The sequence below is a fragment of the Pantoea sp. VS1 genome, assembly GCF_002207995.1.
GTDB lineage: Bacteria > Pseudomonadota > Gammaproteobacteria > Enterobacterales > Enterobacteriaceae > Pantoea > Pantoea dispersa.
The window spans coordinates 1-18,470 of record NZ_NHZE01000026.1; the positions used below are offsets into that span (position 1 = coordinate 1).

Below are 18,470 nucleotides of genomic sequence, written 5' to 3' on the forward strand. Positions count from 1 at the left end.
TGGGTTCTTCTTGGGGTGTTTTTTTAAACAAAATTCAGAAATATTCTCTACATCACTGATCCTATATTTCTTAAGGTAACTTTTTAATCTAGGCAAATAAAAATTATCAAACTCTGACTCAATCAATATTATAATCTATCTCATTAAAAGTATCAATAACGTGATTTAAGAATAGTTGGAAACTTAAATTAAATTAATGTAATAAGTGTTTTGTCGAGGTTGAATTTACTCTAACATAGTCTTTTAGGGTGGAAGAGGTTGTTATGGAAAGAAAAGTAAAAACGTTCATGCGAATAAAATCAATTAACGACGAAATTAAAGCAAATGAAAATTTTCATTTAGCGGTAAGCATTCATTGCAAAATGATTCTGGATGAGTTTTCTCGTAAAAAGTTGTTTTATAAATTTATCTTTAGTAATAACAGATTTCTAATTTCAACGATTACTGCTTCGGTTTATTACAGTCAGGAAGATTCCTCTCTCTCCGAAGTTTCACGCCAGTGCCTCAAAACAGGTATGGTCAGTTTGAATACTGTATCTTCTTTATTGACTCTTTTTAAGGTAAGTGGAAGGATCCGTGTCTGCAACAGCAATAAAGATCGTCGAAAAAAAATATACATGATGACTGAAAAAGGAATTGAAGATACTTTATGCCTGCTTAATACTATGACCCCTAGTTTGAAAACTGTCTTTCCTAAATCATTAAAGGGTGAACGTTTAAGTAGTTTTGATCTTCCATTTTTTTTTAAACGATATACAGAAATTCATGAGTCTTCTGTTTTTCTGATTAACCTTGTAAAGGATGTTGAAGTATTTATCGCAAAAGATTCCGGTCACATGGTGCTCATTAATATTTATATGCTCGGAATCCGTAACGAAAATTCTAAAGATACGATAAGCTCTATTGCTAAACGTTGTGGCATATCTCGCACACATCTGAGAAGCATGATTTTAGACGCAGAATCAAGAGGTTTACTTCTGCTTGAAAGTAAATCCAATAAAGTGATTGTATATAAGAAGTTCTATTCCATGTTCAACTCTTATATGGCTTATTATTTCTCTTTCTTTTATTACGGCATGGAAGGTATTTCAGAAAAAAACAATCAATTATAAATCACCCTGTCAGACTGTGACAAAAAAACATGCTACCGCCCTTTGCGTCACTCAGGCAAATTAAGTTGATTTTTATTATTTCAATCACTTTAATAAATATTCATGAATAATTACCTCGCATGCTATAGATACTGAGTGATAATTATATTTTGTTTGAGGGAATATAACGCATCCTTCATGCATACAAAACGTAATGATTTACAACCAAATTTTGACGTTAAAAAGCGATATAAATTATTGACTTTATTTCATTGTTATGAATTTCGTGAAGGTGCTCAGATCAAATCCCTCCGGCCGATTGGTTTCATTCATCAGGTTATGTGGAAATCAATACTGACCAGGCACGCAGCCAAGAGTGCCTGGTACGATCCCGCCGGCGCCGGTTTTTGATTATTCCCTTAACCACCAGACACTTACCTTCTTTCCCGCGCCCGAAAGGTGGCGGGGCCCGCGCCTTTTTATTTCCGGCCGTCCAGGTTATTCTCCGCATACGAGAGAAAAGCCGAAAAACGGATCGAAGCCGGATCCTCTGCGGATCGATTTATTCCCGTGGTTTTCGCTGGACAGACAGGGGAAAATACGTTCCACCCCGCCAGACAACGGAGATTGAAAGTTTGGGCACTTTACCCCGCGAACTGACGCAGATTTCACGCAGCGGCGTCACTGAACAGAATCTGACCGGAACGGGCGCCGCGCGCTACTTTGACTATGAGAGCGCCGTGGCGCTGCGCAACCTGGCCGCCGCGTACGGCACCGACATGCCGCGCTACCTGCTGGCGCCCGAGGTGGCCGTGCTGCTGGCAAAGGTGACCGATCTCCGCAAACGCCTGTTCATCGACGCGCTGTGGAACACCGGCGGCCGGCTCAACGAGATCCTGCCGCTGACCCGGGAGGACTTCGTGCTGGACGCACCGCACACCGGCGCCCCGCTGTCATCACCCTTCGTGGTGCTGCGCACCCTCAAGCAGCGGAAGCTGGAAGAGGCGGCGAAGAGCCGCAGCCGCCGGCGCGGCCGGCCGACGAAGGAGGAGCAGCAGGCGGAGCGCGAGGTGGAAGCCGAGATAAAGGACAACCCGCCGCGCGCGGTGCCGCTCACCGATCCGGGGTTCGTGCAGCGGCTGAGGGAGTGGTTTGCGACCGCGCAGCCGGCGGCCGGTGCGCGCCTGTGGGACATTAAAAGCGAGGACACGGCGCGCAGCTGGATAAGCCAGGCCGTGGCGGCCGCAGCACGTGACGGTGTGACGTTTTCCATCCGGCCGGTAACGCCGAAGACGTTCCGGGACTCGTTTGCGATGCACCTGGTGCAGCATCAGGTGCCGCAGAAGGTGATCCAGACGCTGATGGGCCACAGGGACGCCAAGTCCACCGAGTGGTATACAAGAGTGTTTGCGCTGGACGTCACCCGCCAGCTCGGCGTGCGCTTCTCGATGGACGCAGGCGAGGCCGCGCGCCTGCTGCTGCCGGGCGTTCCGCGCCCCTGAACGTGTTCCGGCTCTGCTCTGAGCAGGCCTTTAATCTGTCTGGAAAATCAGAGCAACCTTTACCGTCAGCAAACACAGTTTCCGCAGAACAGGCATCCGGCACTGCACTGTGCTGCACTGGCCGAAAATCTGTACAGGAAACGAATGCATGACAGTTTCACCGCTTAAACAGGCCATTCCGGGGCGCTGCCGCGGCGTGCTGGCGGCCCGCGAGCGGAAACAGGTCTGCGCCATCTGCTGGCCACCGGATGAATGGCCGCCGGCAGACGTCTGGCTGGCGTTGCAGGAGATGCGGCGTGACGGCATCATCGCCTGTACCCGCAGGAGCAGCCTTACTGAGGATGGATTTGTGCTGAACGGGCGGTAATGCTGCCTGTCATCGCTGAGAAGCCTGAACGTTCAGGGGTAGCCCCGGATGGTAAGGCGAAGCAGGCAGTGGAGTGCAGGCAATCGCGCTGAAAAGTTCGGTCAGGCGTGGCGACTTTACCTGACAGAGGTGGCCCTTATTGCCGGCGTGCTTATTCCTGAAATCCGGCAGCGGCTACTGCTTACGCCACGGAACACGCCAGATGCTGCCATCATCCAGCGTCAGTACACCGGCCTTTTCATCGGTCCGGAAACACCGTGTTTTTTTCCCGTCCACCGTGCAATCGTGCCAGTACAGCGGGAAGCGTTCGGCCTCTTCTTTCGCCTGCGCCAGCGCTGCCCGTCGCGCCTGTATCTCATCCAGCGGGGGGACAAGCGTCATGATAAACCCAATGGCCACTGCACAAAACGCCACCTGCGCAGTCAGAAACCAGAGCCAGCTTCGCCAGCCAAGCGACCGGCTGGCCCGCTCATAGCGTTCAGCCGCCTTTTCTGCGGCCCTGTCGGCTTCGCGGAAATGCTCCGCCAGAAGCCGTGCTGACTCCTGAGCCGTTGAGCCGGCCATGGACGTCACGGCACTGATGACGTCATCCCCGACCGCCTTCACGTGTCGTTCATGGGCGGCGGTGACCTGAAGCAGCGCTGACGTTGCTCTGTCGGCCGTTTTTCCCTGCTGCTGCGCGGCCTGGAGGATCCTGTCTGCGGCGTCAAAGAACAGGCGTATGTCGTGGTCGCTGATTGCGTTGGTGTTTTTCACAGGCTCAGATCCATTCCTCTGTCGTGATCTAATGATTTTTCCCTCTCCAGCTCTTTGCCGTGTTCCATACTGAGCCTGTATTCGAGCCATGTCTCATGCGTCATCGACAGCTCCATTATGTTTTTCAGTTCGGCATAGTGCAGATTGCCGAGGCCGTCACACACGACGATAAGCGCCCCCGCGCTGCTCTTTTCATCAACGCCCTGGCACCACCGGATCAGTTTCAGGTAGTTGCTGACGGCCACCGGGTCGTCTGCGTCCGTCTGAGCCGAAAAGATGCTGCACGTTGTCTGCGCAATAAAACGCGCAAGGTTCAGCGGCTCAGCCTGACGGGCAGGCTGAGAGAGTGCGCTGAGGTAGCTCGAAAAGTAGGTTTTTACGCCCGACTGAACGTCAGGGGTGGTTTCTACATACCAGTGGATCCGGTGAGATACCGCTCTCAGTCCCTCGCGGCACTCCAGCGCGTGTGAAAGCTTTCGGAAGCGGGCCGCCTCTTTGTCTGACCGGTTAGCCGCGGATTTGAACTCAATCAGCCGCAGCGTGCCGGGGAAAGAAAGGAGTACGTCGCCCAGCGCCTTGTCTTCCGGCGTCTGCTGCAGCAGGTTCACCGAGGCTGGAAGGACGTCTCCACCCAGCCGGGCCCCCACGGACACGCCCAGCCCGTACAGGAAATTACCAATGACCACGTTCTCGTAGAGCTTCACGTTATACCTGGGTTCCTGCATTTTTCGCTCACTGAGCGGTCACGTCATCATCACGCCGCCCGTGCCGGATTGCTCACAGCAGCGTGCCGTGTCAGACGCGAATGATGATTTTCGTCTGTGAAGCCAGACCACATTATTTCTGAGCGCCAGCACTGCCATCATAAAAAAACACCATTCCCTGCTCTGAGTACCCGCCAGAGGGGGCAACCGTGTGATGATAAAAATGTGCACGCGGGCTTATCTCAGTACATTATTTTTTCAGGAGCTAACTATGCACATCAAAATGTCCTAAGGACATTTTGATGTGCATAGCGTCACGTTGTCAAGATATATATAAAAATCCAGCGAATTCAGGAAGTCAGAACTTTATGTTCAACCTGAAAAAGTTGACATGTGACGTTATGCAGCGTATAAGTCCTTAGGACTTATACGCTGCATGGTGTTGCATGAATAAAACAATTTCGCTTCGTGAAGCTGTCCGCCTGATACTCCTTAACCGGCACCCTAAACCGGTTATTGCGCTTCACGAATTTAATGAACACCTGTATCAGCTTTACCAGGACAAATCGTATGATGGCCTCCCCATTGGAAAGATCCAGACCGCCGAGCCCGATGGTCGTATCCTCAGCGATATCCTGAGTGACATGCTGTATCAGGGGATATTGCTGCCCGCCATCGATGGCTACGTCTGGCAGATAAGCAACCGGGACATCTCTACCGCGCAGCAGCAGGTATGCGATCTTACCCCCTACTCCCACCTGTCCTGTCTTTCGGCGATGGAATGGCATGGCCTGACCGACAGGATCCCACACGTGCTCCACGTCACTCAGGCTAAGCTCTCTGCCGCCAGAAAACTGCATGAGCAATATCTGCGAACGCGATTTCCAGACCTGACAACCGTGCTTCCTCTGCTTCCGCGGGGATTTGTCCCTCATGAAAAAATCGACGGAAAAACGCTGATTCAGCATGCCAGAACAAAATACCGGCCGCGCTCTGAGCTCCATGGCTCTGGCGGAGTCCGGGTGACCAGCCTGGGAGAAACCTTCCTTGATATGCTCAGAGAGCCGGATCTTTGCGGGGGCTACTCTCATGTGGAAGATGTTTTTCGTGAAAGAGCGGCTGAACACCTGCCGGTGATCGTCAAAACCGTCGACAGGGAAGGCACAGGGATCGATAAGGCACGTACCGGGTACATGCTGGAAGAAGTCTGTGGCCTGTCACACCGCACCATCGAAAAGTGGAAAGATACCGTGCAGCGGGGTGGGAGCAGGAAACTGGTCTCGTCGAACCCTTACAAAAATGTTTTCTCCGAAGTATGGTGTATCTCCATCAACAACTGATCCCGGGAAGTCCATGGAATACGCTATCGAGGAATGGGTCGCTGAGGCTCCGGCAGACAGGGTAACCTTCCGTCAGGCGGTACATATTGTTTTGCAGGCGATTGCGGAGAGCGAGTACCTGCAGCCGCGCATGATAATGAAGGGAGGGATCCTGCTGGGGCTGCGCTACCGGAGTTCCCGCTTCACGGAGGACATCGACTTTTCAACCAGCATGCGCCTGGCTGACATCGATAAGGATACCTTCCGGGAGGAGCTGAACGAAGCGCTTCAGATAGCATCGGCCGAACTCCCCTATCAGGTCAGCTGCGCGGTGCAGAGCCTGAACATTCAGCCGCGCGATGCTGAACATGCCACCTTTCCGGCCTTTCTGCTCAAAATTGGCTATGCCCGGAACGGGATCGACGGTGAAATGCGCCGCCTGCGCGCCGGTCAGTCCCCGCATACCGTGCAGATTGACTACAGCCTGAATGAATACAGCCTGTCGGTTGACCACATTACGCTCACCGATGACAACGATCTGCTGGCCTACAGCTTCACCGACCTGGTGGCCGAAAAGCTCCGCTCCGTCATGCAGCAGGTGGTCAGAAACCGCTCGCGCCGGCAGGATATTTACGATCTCAACCTGCTGCTCGGTGCCGTTGAGATCAGCGATGAGGACCGCCTGCACATCCTGACCAGCCTGCTGGAGAAGTCCGCGGGTCGGCTGGAAGCGGGGTTCGTCAATCCGCGGACGCTGAACCGCACGGATATCCGTGACCGGTCAGCGCAGGAGTATGCGCTGCTGAAAAGCGAGGTGGCGGGCACCCTGCCCGATTTTGATGCGGCCTATGATGCAATCGGGGCGTTTTATCGCGCCCTGCCGTGGGATCTGGTGACAGGATGGCAGCGTGCTGACGACTGAGTTTCATCTCTCATTGCAGGGGAGCAGGACGGAACAGCTGGACCGGTTTATGTGGGTGGAAACCGGCCGGTGCCGGCTGTTTATGATGGCCGACGGATTTTCTCACTGTGATGCCCGCCCACACTACGTGGACTGGCTGACGACGCATCTGGAGCGGATGAAGGATTCGGGCAGGGATCTTCACGCGGTCTGCCACGACATCAGCGCCCTGCTGCGCTCGGCCGGCCACTCTCCAGGCAGAGCCAGCGTGGCGTTTGTGATTGCAGACGATCGGGAATATCACTATGCCTCACTGGGCGACACGCGGATTTACTGCCTGAACTGCCGCGACAGGACGCGCGATCATTCGCTCGCCGAGCGCTGTGTGGCTCTGGGACACTGCCCCCCAGACGCGATACGGTTTCATCCCCTGCGAAACCGCCTCTTCGCCTGGGCAGGAAACAGCCGGGGGCCCATGCATGAGGTGAAATGGCACCAGAGAGCCTGTCAGCAGGACCAGTCACTGCTTCTCTGTACTGACGGATTCTGGAGCCAGCTCAGTGATGCGGACATCTACACCCTCCGCTCTGCCGCCGCGCTGAGGGAACGGTGCAAACGTCTTTCTGCTGACCATCGAAGCAGCCCGGATAACCTTACCGTTGCCCTTCTCCTGCAGCGGCCGATCTGTCAGACCGCGTCACACCACGCTTAATCCACCCCGGATATCAGACGGTTCTGCCTCATTAGCGGCTCTGCGGTGGTGCAGGGCGGGAACCGTATTTGCCGGCCGACACTCCCCGCCTGCATCAGTGTCTGTGAAACCTGATCCTGCTCACGATGCACGACTCTGGCTACGTCAGGGATACGACCGCGGTCTTCCTCAGCGACAGCGTCAGAAAACTCCCCCTCCGCCATCGCCACCTTCATCAATGAGATACCATTTTTATTAATCAGTTCATGATTTACGCCTGAACGGATCGATGATTATATGAGCGAGTCACAGCAAGGATATTTCACTAGTTTCGATGCAGTTTTAACTTAAATCAGCCATTAGAAGGAATTTTCGATGGATGTTGAAATCTGCCACTGCAATAACATTGATATTGCGCGCATCACGCTTTCAGAAAATAAGTTAAACATTAAGTTTGCGCCTAACGGCACTGGCAAAAGCACGATTTCCCGCGCTATTCTGCACAGCGTGAACGGTGATGCCGACGGTCTCCTGAGCCTTTTGCCCTTTAAGCTCCGGACGGCAAATTTCTCAGATCTCCGTCCCGGCGTGTCCGGTGTGGAGCATATTCAGGATGTCCTGTGCTTTGATGAAAAGTACGTCTCTCAATTCACGTTTCAGCCCGACGAGCTGGTCAGCAACAGCTTTGATATCTTCATTAAAATGGAAGCTTACAGCGAGACAGAACGTGAGATCGATGCGATGGTGCTGGCCATCCGGCAGGAATTCAGCGGAAATGATGATCTTGAATTATTCATCACGCACCTGCAGGCGCTCAGCGGCGCGTTTAAACTGACCAGCAAAGGCCTGTCCAGGTCCTCTACGGGGATGAAGGGACTGGCGGGCGGTAACAAACTGCAGCATATTCCTCCAGGCCTGGAGCCTTATCAGCCGTTTATTCAGAGCGACCGCAACGTTGAGTGGATTGAGTGGCAGACAAAGGGGTATGAAAACTTCTCCACGCTGTCTGCGGGATGCTGCCCCTTCTGTACCGGTGATTCTAATGATAAAACCGAGCAGATAAGCAAAGTCAGCGCCGAGTATGACAAGACGGTTATAAAGAATCTGGTCGGCATTATTGCGGTGCTCGATAAGCTGGGCGCTTATTTTTCCGAAGCGGCCAGGACACGCCTGAAGGAAATCACCACACTGCAGGGCGGTCTGGAAAAAAAGCATGAAGACTATCTGATCACCGTTAAACAGCAGACAGAAAATCTGCTCTCCATGCTCCTGACCCTGAAAACGCTGAATGGTTTTACCTTTACCGACGCCGGCAATATCCGCGCCTCACTCGCGGAATTCCGCCTGGACGTCACTTATTTCCCCGATCTGCAGTCGGAGAAAACCCGTGAGGTGACGGAACGTCTTAACGCTTCTCTGGAAGGACTTATCTCCCAGGCCGGTCAGCTGCAGGGGCAGATCAGCAGGCAGCGAGCGGGCATGCAGCGCCTGATTGAAAAGCATAAAAAAGATATCAATACCTTTCTGGCCTACGCCGGCTACCGCTATCAGGTTGATATCACCGGCGCCGGTGAGCAGTGCCGCCTGAAGCTTCGTCACGTCGATTATGGCGATTACCTCAGTGGAGGGAGCCAGCATCTGAGCTACGGCGAGCGTAACGCGTTTGCCATCGTCCTGTTCATGTATGAATGTCTGGCCCGCAGGCCCGGTCTGATCGTGCTCGACGATCCCATTTCGTCGTTTGATAAAAACAAAAAATTTGCCATTCTGGAGATGCTGTTCCGCCGCAGCACGGGCGAATGCCTGAAGAACCTGACGGTCATGATGCTGACGCACGACGTCGAGCCCATTATCGATACCCTGAGGTCGGTGAAGCGATTGTTCAGCAACCAGGTCACCGCCTCCTATCTGCGGTACAGCGCCGGCACAATCACGGAGCTGCCTATCCGCGAAAGCGACATCATGACCTTCACGCAAATCTGCACGCGCGTGACAGCCTCCGGCTGTGATGATCTGATTAAGCTGATTTATCTGCGCCGGCATTATGAAATTCTGGACGACCGCGGCGATGCCTATCAGGTGCTCTCAAATCTCTTCCATCATCGGGAGGTCCCCACCGACACGCGTGAACCCCTCGCAGAAGGCGCCGGTTATCCTCCTATGGAGCCGGAACGGGTGAACAGCGGCTGCAGCGAGGTGGCCGGGCGTATCCCGGGGTTTGACTACGCCAGCATGCTGGCCCTGCTGAACAGCCATGCGCATATCCTGGCGCTTTATCAGCGCTGTGTGAACGGGTATGAGAAGCTTCAGGTTTTCAGGCTGCTTGAGCCGGAGGCCGACAACCGCGTCATCCGCAAATTTGTCAACGAGACCTACCATATCGAGAATGAGTTTATCTGTCAGCTCGACCCTACCCGTTTCGACCTGATCCCGGAGTACGTCATCGCTGAGTGTGACAGGTTGCTGCTGACCGGTGAGGCAGCGAACGAGGAGGCCGGACAGCAGACGGCCTGAACCTTTCAGCCCTGCCCTTTATGATGGCCAAAGAAGTTATCACGTCAGTGAAATGTCCGGAAGGCAGAGTCTGCGGTTTATTCTTACAGTGGGGGCCATGAAGCCCGTCAGACTGGGGGAAAAAATCGTCTAGCGATAATAAACCACCGGCTCAGGGGCTGAGAGAAGAGTGATCATGATGTGATACATACCCGTAATAAAAACATCTGAGGTGAGGAGAGGGTGACCCCGGCATGACGGCATATGTGTGCTGACGGGAAACCCTCTGGCGAAAGCTGTATGGCGCCATTATTAAGGGGATGAAACATGTGCCGTGGCGGGATCAGGACATCCTAAAGTGTGCTCTGTTGAGGATTCAGGGCTGGATATGTGTGGTGGCGGGTATATTCGGTTTGCTATCCCGCCACCACACACTTTGTTTAGCGACTCTGCGTTCGTAAAAGCCGCAAAGCTTAAGCTTACCCGCCAGCACACACTCAATCTGCCGAGAAACTCCCCCGCCAGCACACATGTTTACATGTCAGCTGGTTTTAGTTTTGGATTACGTTTATGAATAAAAAGATAATTTTCACGTTCTTTGCGAACTAACGAAAATTCCAGATACCCTATTTTCTGTAACTGCTCCAGGGCCTTTTTGATCGTGCGGTTTTGCTCGCTGATTGAGCTTGAGAGGGAAAGCCGTTCACGCAGGCGCGCGAAAGCGACCGGGATGGGTTGAGCAGGCAGGCTTTCGATAAAGGTGTAGATTGCCTGCGCCGCTTCTTTTTTGGGTAGTGCCTTGATAGCGTGCTGCTGCAGGAGTACGCGGTAATCCAGCTGAAAGAGCTCCCAGAGCTTCTCATCCGCCTCCAGCTGAACCACATCCTTATCTGCATCAAAGTAACCGGTTTTCAGCAGGCCTGTCTGATAGCTGCCGCGCACATCTTTTCCCCGCTTAAATGAAATAGATTTATTACGCAGCTTGCCCAGCGATTCATGAATTGCGCTTCGCAGGCGGCTGTCTATACGCTTGGCTGAAAAACCACAACCCTTTGCAAATTCAGTGAATTTGAGCTCAATTTTATTTGAATTCAGGCCATATGTACTGAAGGCATAAATGACGCCTATCCATACCTTAAAGTCGCAGTCCATATCCAGACGTGGTCCGGCAATGTTGATATTGTCGTATCCCTCCGCCCTGGCAATTTCCAGCTGGGAAAACAGCTCAGAGGCGTCAACAACATTATTTTCCCCCTGCGATTTAGTGGGTTTGGGAACAAATACGCCGAGGCGCATCAGGGCGACTGGCTGAACCGTGTTATTAGAATTAACTGTGAGCTGTTTTTCCCTGCTAATCATGTCGCTGTACAGCGCATCACTGATAAATGTGTTGTCTTTCATCTACTTGTATCTGCTTCCTAAGAGTCACTACAGATTGTGGATAGAAAGAGATCTTTCCCGGCAGCACACACCATACATCCCGACAACACACATTTCCATCCCGCAGGCACACATATTAATCCCATCAGCACACATGGAAATCCCAAAAGCACACATCAGGATCAGTCTTCAAGCCACGAATGACAGGCTTTACAGAAGGCTGAGATCTATTTGGAACTATAAGGATCTGAATGGAACTGTTATTGGATCGCTCCTGTGGATTTGTGGATAACACCTGATACCTTTTGAGCCATGCTACAGGCACGTTATGGGTAAACAATGAACTACATTCTTTGCCCTGCAACGAGGCAACTGCAGACAGACGCTCATAACGAATTATTTATCGTGGATCTTCTGCCTATTTCCGGCACAAGATCCGGAAAAAGGGAAAACCGGAAACTCACCTTTTGTTAAGAGTCTATGAATTTTGATTTCGGATTTTCTTATCCGTAGCCTTTGCCAGTTCTACACCCTGCAGCTGCCTCTCATGATGTGTTGTGTGGTCATTAGCGCCGTCTGCAGGGCAACCTTCAGGCGTCAGATCCTGAACGGGTTCGGGCAAGATTCGGGCCGCGCCATCCTGACTGGCAGTCAGGCGGGGCTGGCCAGCATTTCTCCTTTAGCTTTTATCGGGCCAGACAGCAGCCCGGCTTAGGCAAGTAGAAAACGGCTTCAGGGGCAACTTTCTCAGCCGCAACTACTATGGCAGGCTGCACGTCACCAGTCATAAGCTGAAGTTACGGTCAGTCTGCACTGGAAACCGATATTTTCCCTCTGTAGACGCCTGCTGCAGAAATCCCTGGCCTGACATTTCAGCAAAGCTTTTTTCTCATCAGCGTCAGTCCTGACGGACTGACGTGAAGACATATAGGCAGTATGCGCACAGGCTGGTAATCCTGGCGTTTTCACGATTAGATTCAGCTATCGTAAAGGTCATGAAAAAACAACTTAACTTGTTAGAGATAAATTTAAGAATAACAAGCTTGTCTTCGCATTCGGTCTAAATCCTAAAGAAGCTGGCCTGGAGCAGGGCGGAAAAGAGATGTGAGTATTTCTCAGGCCATGTCCCCGACACAATGATAATTTTTCCAGCCATAAATAAATGCGTAGTCAGCTGATGAAGATTGAAATTTTACTGATTGAAAATGGTGACAGAGCTATTAAATCCTGCTTGCCGGTTATTAAACTGATCCCTGATGAGAGTTAAGGCTATAAATTATATCATTTAATTATAAAACGAAGGGGACAGTGGAGCGCTCGAAAATGAGATGCAAGTCACACATTAAGCTGAGCGCAACATTCGTAATAAAAAAAATTAATCGTTTTTATGAGGATTTTCTGAAACCACTCATCATATTGAGAGGCTACGCTTTTGAAAAAAAAGAAAATGAACCTAGAGATTTTATTTGTAAAACAGTTAGTTATCCGTTTTACTGCGGTTTTGTTCTGAGCTGGCCTGAAATATGAATATGTAACACAATCTAAACTATAAATTAATACCTTAACAATGTCGGAAAAACTTTTGAAAAATGGCATTTATTTTTATTCAATTAAATCAATATGATATATAAATAATGAGATTGACCTGTGCTTTCATAAGTGGCTGTAACTATGGAAACAGTGAAGTCATGGTAATGGAGTTTCTGTTTTTAATGAAATAATCTGTTTGATTCACATTTTAAGCACATGTAATTATCGAGACCCGCATTTTATAGTGCTTTAACGTACATAGAACAGGAATGACTATGAGCTTAAAAGCTAAAGATCTCATGCAGTCTGATATCAACTATTTCACCACCATCTGTGGTGATACCGTTGATGAACTGGTCAGAAATGGTATTTATCAGATCATCTCATCCGGAGAAAAAATATCTTCCCGGGCAGGTGATGCACTGCAGGCTTATGGTGTAAATTACATTCTTAAAAACCCTAAAAACCGCCTTCATAACTTAAGAAGTGGCGCGGTTAAATATTTATGCCGTGAATTTTTAGCTTACTTTAGTGGCAGTTTAAAGGCCGAGGAAGGACTCGCAAAAGCTTCCAAGTTCTGGATGTCACTGGTGGACGATAACGGGAACGTTAATTCAAACTATGGATACTATGTTTTTCATGAAAGTGTTGAAGGACATGGAAATCAGTATAACTGGGTAAAAAGCGTTCTCCTGAAGAACAGAGACTCCCGGCGAGCTATAATAAATATTAATCAAAACTATCACAAATCTGATACGAAAGATTTCCCATGTACTGTTGGCATTCAGTTTTACATAAAAAATAACATTCTGAATTGTGAAACCATTTCACGAAGTACCGATGTGATAACGGGCCTTCCATATGACATGGGATTCTTTTCATTTATACATGAGCTGATGTGGAAAGATCTTGCAGAAAATGGAATGCCAGACCTCAGGCTGGGTACAACAGTCATGAAAACAACATTTACTCAGATATATGATAAGACGCTGCAAAAAGCCAATGAAGTAATCGAGAAAAATGAAGAAGATATCATTACTTCTTTAATGCCAGAAATTTTTTCAGCCAAAGAAACGCTGAAAGACATTTTTTCCGGCAGGGCCGAAACTGAAGTTATTAAGTGGATTAGAAAAAATGCCGAGTAACCATCCGACTTTTTTGCTGACATCTGTAAATGAAGCAAAAATTAATTCATTGAAGAATGTCTGCTCTGCAATTTTCAAAGACTTTACTGTGACATATAAAAGTGCAGAGTCAGGCGTTAGCCAAACACCAGACAATGACGACGAAGCGATAAACGGCTGCCATGCCAGAATAAGCGATATTGAAGCATCACTCTCTGCACCGGTGGACTATATCATTGCACTCGAAGGGTTGATCGAACGAAAAGATTTTGGAGATTTTGTATACGGATGGGCCATGATTAAGGATGTTTCAACATCCCTGTTTTATTATGGCTGCAGTGGGAAAGTGATGCTGCCTGCAGGTGTTGTCGATAAGATAGGAAGGGAATCAAAACTATCAGAGGTAATTATTTCATTATATCCACATATATCATGGTCCGATATGAACAGATTAGGAACCAATGGCGTCCTGACCAAAGGTGTGTATACAAGAGTTAACGAATTTGAGACAGCGCTCAGATGTGCTTTTGGTTCACTGATTATGCATAAGGATCTGGGGCATGATTAAACTAATAATTTTTGATCTTGATGATACCCTGGTGGACCATCAGGCAGGAGCGGAAGCTGCATTAAAAGCAGTAATCGATCTGATGATCAGAGCTAATTACATACCAGCTACCTATGACAGTAAACCGTTTGTGGATGCTTATCATAAAAAAAATCACCTTTTGTGGGGAGGATTTACTGCAGGCAGGATTGCAATAGATAAATTGCTGGAAGAGCGGTTTGACTACATATCTGACTGGTTTGAAACAGATGAGAAAATCAAAGAAGAGCTGAAAAAATGCTACTGGGATTCATATACAGCTAATTGCCCGTTAACAGCAGACTGGATTCCACTTCTTGAAGAATTAAAAAATCATTTGTCACTGGCTATTTGCAGTAATGGCGCGCAGGAGGTGCAAATACGCAAGTTAAAATCAAATAACATTATGGGATTTTTTGATGGCCTGTATTTTGGTACCCGACAGCCAGAATGTAAGCCCTTCGAAAATTTCTTCAGGGGTATTCTTGATGATTTTAAGCTAAAGTCAGAAGACGTGTTAATGGTCGGGGATAGCCTAGATAATGATATTATACCCTGTTCAGAAATGGGAATGCAGGTATTACTCTATAAAAGTGACTTTCCTTATGAAAAAATTAAGGAGAGTATAATGGATATGACAGGTATAAGAAATGTTGCTATTTAAAAACGTTAAGTTCCTCAGCCCTGATACCAAGGTACTGGAATCGGGAGATGTGCTGATTGCAGAGGATAAAATCGCAGACACAGGCTTCGGTTTAGAGGTTAATGACAGCAATTTATCCGTAATTGAGGGCGATTACATATTACTTCCCGGGATGATCAACGCGCACTTGCATCCGAGCAAAGAAGTTTATGGCGATATTCTTGACTCCTCTCCTATTGATATCGTACTTGACAAGGTACACAGCAATAATGAACTTGAAGATGCCCAAGGGCAGTTCATCTCATCACTGAAGTGTCTGGTAACCGCAGTCAGAAAGGGCGTGACAACACTGGGTTTGTTTACAAGCCGCATAGAAAGTGACTATCGTGCTGCCCAAGCGATTTCAGCCCGCTGTGTTATGAATTTCTGTCAGAGTAATCAATGGGTTGGTAGTGGAAAAAGTCCACAAAGTAAAACGACTGATACAATATTAAGTGAATACTTATCAGCTGAGAATGCTTATCAGAATAAATTAGTAACATTGACCCCTGCTACAGCATCTGAATTGTCTGCTACGGATGAATTGTTGACCGGTCTTCATGATGTCGCCGTCAGATACAGTAAACCTTTCACTTTGCATGTTCATGAGGGCAGTCATCAGGTTAAGTGCCATAAGGACGCCTATTCGCAAAGCGGTATAAAAAGAATGTACGAGCTGGGCGTTATCGACAACAACACTACCCTTATACACGCCTCTCATCTTGATGAAACTGATTGTGAAATTATAAAGAAATCCGGCTGTAAAATTGTTCATTGCCCGGTCAGTAACAGTTTCGTCGGCGCCGGTACCATGCCTCTGGCTGAATTCCAGAGCACCAACGCTGTGGGATTAGGTACCGATGCAGCTATGGTCAATCCCGTAAATGATCTGACGTTTGACGCTCTTTTCACCTTATATCATCATGGTGATAACGATTTATTAAATAAAGTTAATGCAGAAAAAATATTCGATATGATGACTATCGGTGGAGCTGAAGCGCTTGGCCTAGAAAAAATTGGCAGAATTCAGTCAGGATATAAAGCTGACATTATTATTTACCGAGAAAAAGACATTGATGCTGGCTACATTAACACCCCTGTTTCAATCCTCAGGATGATGCATAAAGAAAAACCATCTGATGTCATCATTGATGGTCGCTTTATTGTTAAAAACAACGACTTTGTTAATCTGGATATCCGCAAAATCTCTGATTCTTATTCTTTACTCAGAAGGAAGATTACATTATGAAAAAGGTGGCTTTTCTTTTTTCAGGTCGTGGCAGCCTGCTGACTACGGTTTCAGAGGCTATTAACTCATGTAATCAGAAAGCAGAGCTGAGTGTCGTCATTACTAATAATGATAGCTTTTCCGCAGAAGGTAATCCTGCTTTTAAAGACATTAATGTCCTGAAGGTTAATCACCGTGATTACATAGACAGGGAAGGATTTGAACGCGAAATTTCTAATCACCTCGATAAGGGTGGAGCAGATCTCATTATTCTGGGAGGGTTCAGAAGAATTTTTTCACCGGAATTTGTAAAAAAATATGGTTCGTTAACAATGAATACGCACCCGTCACTGCTTCCAGCCTTTCCCGGCGACAAAGCTCAGCTCAAAGCTATCACTGGGGGGTTACGCATCTCTGGCGCTACGCTGCATTTTATCAATGAACATGTTGATGCTGGGCCTATCATTGATCAGGAACCCGTCAGAATACTGAATGGCACCACTGAGTCCGAGCTTAAAGAATTAATTATAGAAGCTGAAAGGACCATGATTTATCGTGCTGTTTGTGCTTTTATAGAAGGCAGGATATCTGTCTTTGATAATCGCGTAGTCTATGAAGGATATAACGATGTTCAGAATCAAAAATGATGTTATTGCTGCGAGTCTTATAGCCAGCATCCTGTTTCTTGCAATCCTTAGCCTGGGACTTTCACTGGCCATTTTACCTCTGTTTGTCGCCAAGTACCTGAAGTATTCGGCTTTCTATGTCGGACTGGTTGTTGCAGCCGAGTCTGTCGCCACCCTCGCCTCCAGAGCGTATGCTGGCCGGTATTCAGACCGGCACGGGCCTAAAAAAGGCATGATTTTAGGCCTGACCCTCACCGTCTTTTCAGGTCTTTTAACCTATTTTGTATTTTCCCTGAATAATCCCGGAATTGTGGCTTATATCATTATAATCCTGTCAAGAATTATAATGGGTCTGGGTGAAAGTCTTATATTTACCTGTAGTGGAACCTGGCCAATCGGGCTGGTTGGCAGAGAGCACGCCGGGAAAATTATGTCCTGGGTAGGTATTGCCATGTTCCTTGGACTGGCTATCGGTAACTATGCCGGGACATGGTCTTATTACAATGCCGGAATTACGCTTTCTGCATTGTTGATGACATGTTTACCTGCGTTAGGTTTTGTCTTTGTTTTAATTGTCAGGCCTGTTACTTTTCATCCTGACGGAAATCAACCCACCCTTGCCTTTGCAATCAAAAGAGTATGGAAGGCTGGAGCTGGTTTTTCACTTGCCAATATCGGTTACGCGTCTGTAACCACCTTTCTTGTTCTCTACTTCATAGACAAAGGCTGGTCATCTTTCAGTGCGTTTGCCCTTTCACTATTCGGTATAGGGTATGTTTTGTCACGTCTTACCCTGGGATGGAAAGCTGATTCCAGTGGATTAAAAATGACTCTGTTTTCCATTTTTATTGAAGCCTCAGGGTTGCTTATGATAGCAACTTCCGCAACGCCCTACTCCGCTATGACTGGCTCATTCCTTACAGGGTTCGGCTTGTCAATGGTTTATCCGTTACTCGCCTTACCTGCATTAAAAAGCATGCCAGAAGAAAACATTGGTCTTGCTTTAAGCACATATGAGTCCTGTTTTGACATAGGGATCCTTATCGCAGGTCTTGTCGGAGGCACCATTGTCTCTATTTTCGGATACGCTGGCGTTTATTACTTCGCCTTTGTCTGTTGCGTTGTTTCTCTTTATTCTTCCGTACTGGCTTATAAGCAGCTAAACAACCCGTCACGTTCAGACAGCAATTCCGGCGTGTACGATTGACCTATATAAGGGGGGCATTCTGTCTCCCTTATTCCAATAATTTTTAACACGCAGAATTTTTGCCCTCGACATTAACCCTTAAAAGTTCAGATAGGCGAAAAATCCGGGTCCGCATTTTCAATAATGCCAGTCTAATCTGCTGATGTGGCTTTGTATATGATCACCATCCTGCTTCCGCCCTGTTTTCTCTGTGCACGTTTAGCTGTCTGTTCACGAGCCCTGATGATGAATAAAGTTGTGGCCAGCCACCGTAGTGCGGGATCTGTCCCGCAGCGGGAAGGTG

Annotated in this window: 16 protein-coding genes; 13 read left to right on the forward strand and 3 right to left on the reverse strand. The window is 48.5% G+C overall.

Annotated elements, in window-relative coordinates:
* The first annotated feature begins 263 nt into the window (after positions 1-263).
* The 3 genes from CBW22_RS12075 (at position 264) to CBW22_RS12085 (ending at position 2,960) form a co-directional block, all read left to right on the forward strand.
* The gene (locus tag CBW22_RS12075) at positions 264-1,112 is read left to right on the forward strand and encodes a hypothetical protein (protein WP_088516753.1); all 849 of its coding nucleotides are present in this window, start codon (positions 264-266) and stop codon (positions 1,110-1,112) included.
* Between the two features lie 614 nt (positions 1,113-1,726).
* On the forward strand, positions 1,727-2,593 hold the full coding sequence (locus CBW22_RS12080; protein WP_088516754.1) for a tyrosine-type recombinase/integrase: 867 nt from the start codon (positions 1,727-1,729) through the stop codon (positions 2,591-2,593).
* A 148-nt stretch (positions 2,594-2,741) separates the two neighbouring features.
* A complete protein-coding gene (locus tag CBW22_RS12085) occupies positions 2,742-2,960 on the forward strand; it encodes a hypothetical protein (RefSeq protein WP_088516755.1) in 219 nt (72 codons plus the stop codon).
* A gap of 174 nt (positions 2,961-3,134) precedes the next feature.
* Here the strand turns inward: CBW22_RS12085 and CBW22_RS12090 are convergent, their stop codons facing one another.
* A complete protein-coding gene (locus CBW22_RS12090) occupies positions 3,135-3,716 on the reverse strand; it encodes a hypothetical protein (protein WP_088516756.1) in 582 nt (193 codons plus the stop codon).
* Positions 3,713-4,420 (reverse strand): hypothetical protein, encoded by a 708-nt coding sequence (locus tag CBW22_RS12095; protein WP_088516757.1) that lies wholly within the window; start codon positions 4,418-4,420, stop codon positions 3,713-3,715. Before CBW22_RS12095 ends, CBW22_RS12090 begins: the two co-directional genes overlap by 4 nt.
* Positions 4,421-4,866: 446 nt before the next feature.
* Here CBW22_RS12095 and CBW22_RS12100 point away from each other — a divergent pair, with 446 nt between their 5' ends.
* The 4 genes from CBW22_RS12100 (at position 4,867) to CBW22_RS12120 (ending at position 9,845) form a co-directional block, all read left to right on the forward strand.
* Positions 4,867-5,760 (forward strand): type IV toxin-antitoxin system AbiEi family antitoxin domain-containing protein, encoded by an 894-nt coding sequence (locus CBW22_RS12100; protein ID WP_088516758.1) that lies wholly within the window; start codon positions 4,867-4,869, stop codon positions 5,758-5,760.
* Positions 5,761-5,773: 13 nt separating this feature from the next.
* Entirely contained in the window at positions 5,774-6,661 is an 888-nt protein-coding gene (locus tag CBW22_RS12105; protein WP_088516759.1) for a nucleotidyl transferase AbiEii/AbiGii toxin family protein, read from the forward strand.
* On the forward strand, positions 6,648-7,352 hold the full coding sequence (locus CBW22_RS12110) for a PP2C family protein-serine/threonine phosphatase (RefSeq protein ID WP_088516760.1): 705 nt from the start codon (positions 6,648-6,650) through the stop codon (positions 7,350-7,352). The genes CBW22_RS12105 and CBW22_RS12110 overlap by 14 nt, the downstream gene beginning before the upstream one ends.
* 354 nt (positions 7,353-7,706) lie before the next feature.
* The gene (locus tag CBW22_RS12120; RefSeq protein WP_088516762.1) at positions 7,707-9,845 is read left to right on the forward strand and encodes an AAA family ATPase; all 2,139 of its coding nucleotides are present in this window, start codon (positions 7,707-7,709) and stop codon (positions 9,843-9,845) included.
* Between the two features lie 513 nt (positions 9,846-10,358).
* Here CBW22_RS12120 and CBW22_RS12125 read toward each other — a convergent pair.
* Complete coding sequence (locus CBW22_RS12125) at positions 10,359-11,225, reverse strand: RepB family plasmid replication initiator protein (RefSeq protein WP_088516763.1); 867 nt, start codon at positions 11,223-11,225, stop codon at positions 10,359-10,361.
* A gap of 1,784 nt (positions 11,226-13,009) precedes the next feature.
* Between CBW22_RS12125 and CBW22_RS12130 the strand changes: the two genes are divergently transcribed.
* From CBW22_RS12130 to CBW22_RS12155, 6 genes are read left to right on the forward strand one after another with little or no spacing between them, the layout of a single operon-like run.
* Complete coding sequence (locus CBW22_RS12130; protein WP_088516764.1) at positions 13,010-13,879, forward strand: thymidylate synthase; 870 nt, start codon at positions 13,010-13,012, stop codon at positions 13,877-13,879.
* Entirely contained in the window at positions 13,869-14,426 is a 558-nt protein-coding gene (locus tag CBW22_RS12135; protein ID WP_088516765.1) for an inosine/xanthosine triphosphatase, read from the forward strand. Before CBW22_RS12130 ends, CBW22_RS12135 begins: the two co-directional genes overlap by 11 nt.
* Positions 14,419-15,108: an HAD family hydrolase gene (locus CBW22_RS12140; RefSeq protein ID WP_088516766.1), complete on the forward strand. Its 690-nt coding sequence runs from the start codon at positions 14,419-14,421 to the stop codon at positions 15,106-15,108. The genes CBW22_RS12135 and CBW22_RS12140 overlap by 8 nt, the downstream gene beginning before the upstream one ends.
* A complete protein-coding gene (locus tag CBW22_RS12145; protein ID WP_088516767.1) occupies positions 15,095-16,375 on the forward strand; it encodes an amidohydrolase family protein in 1,281 nt (426 codons plus the stop codon). Before CBW22_RS12140 ends, CBW22_RS12145 begins: the two co-directional genes overlap by 14 nt.
* Positions 16,372-17,001 (forward strand): phosphoribosylglycinamide formyltransferase, encoded by a 630-nt coding sequence (gene purN / locus CBW22_RS12150; protein WP_088516768.1) that lies wholly within the window; start codon positions 16,372-16,374, stop codon positions 16,999-17,001. The genes CBW22_RS12145 and purN overlap by 4 nt, the downstream gene beginning before the upstream one ends.
* Positions 16,982-18,187 (forward strand): MFS transporter, encoded by a 1,206-nt coding sequence (locus tag CBW22_RS12155; protein ID WP_088516769.1) that lies wholly within the window; start codon positions 16,982-16,984, stop codon positions 18,185-18,187. The genes purN and CBW22_RS12155 overlap by 20 nt, the downstream gene beginning before the upstream one ends.
* The last annotated feature ends 283 nt before the right edge of the window (positions 18,188-18,470 follow it).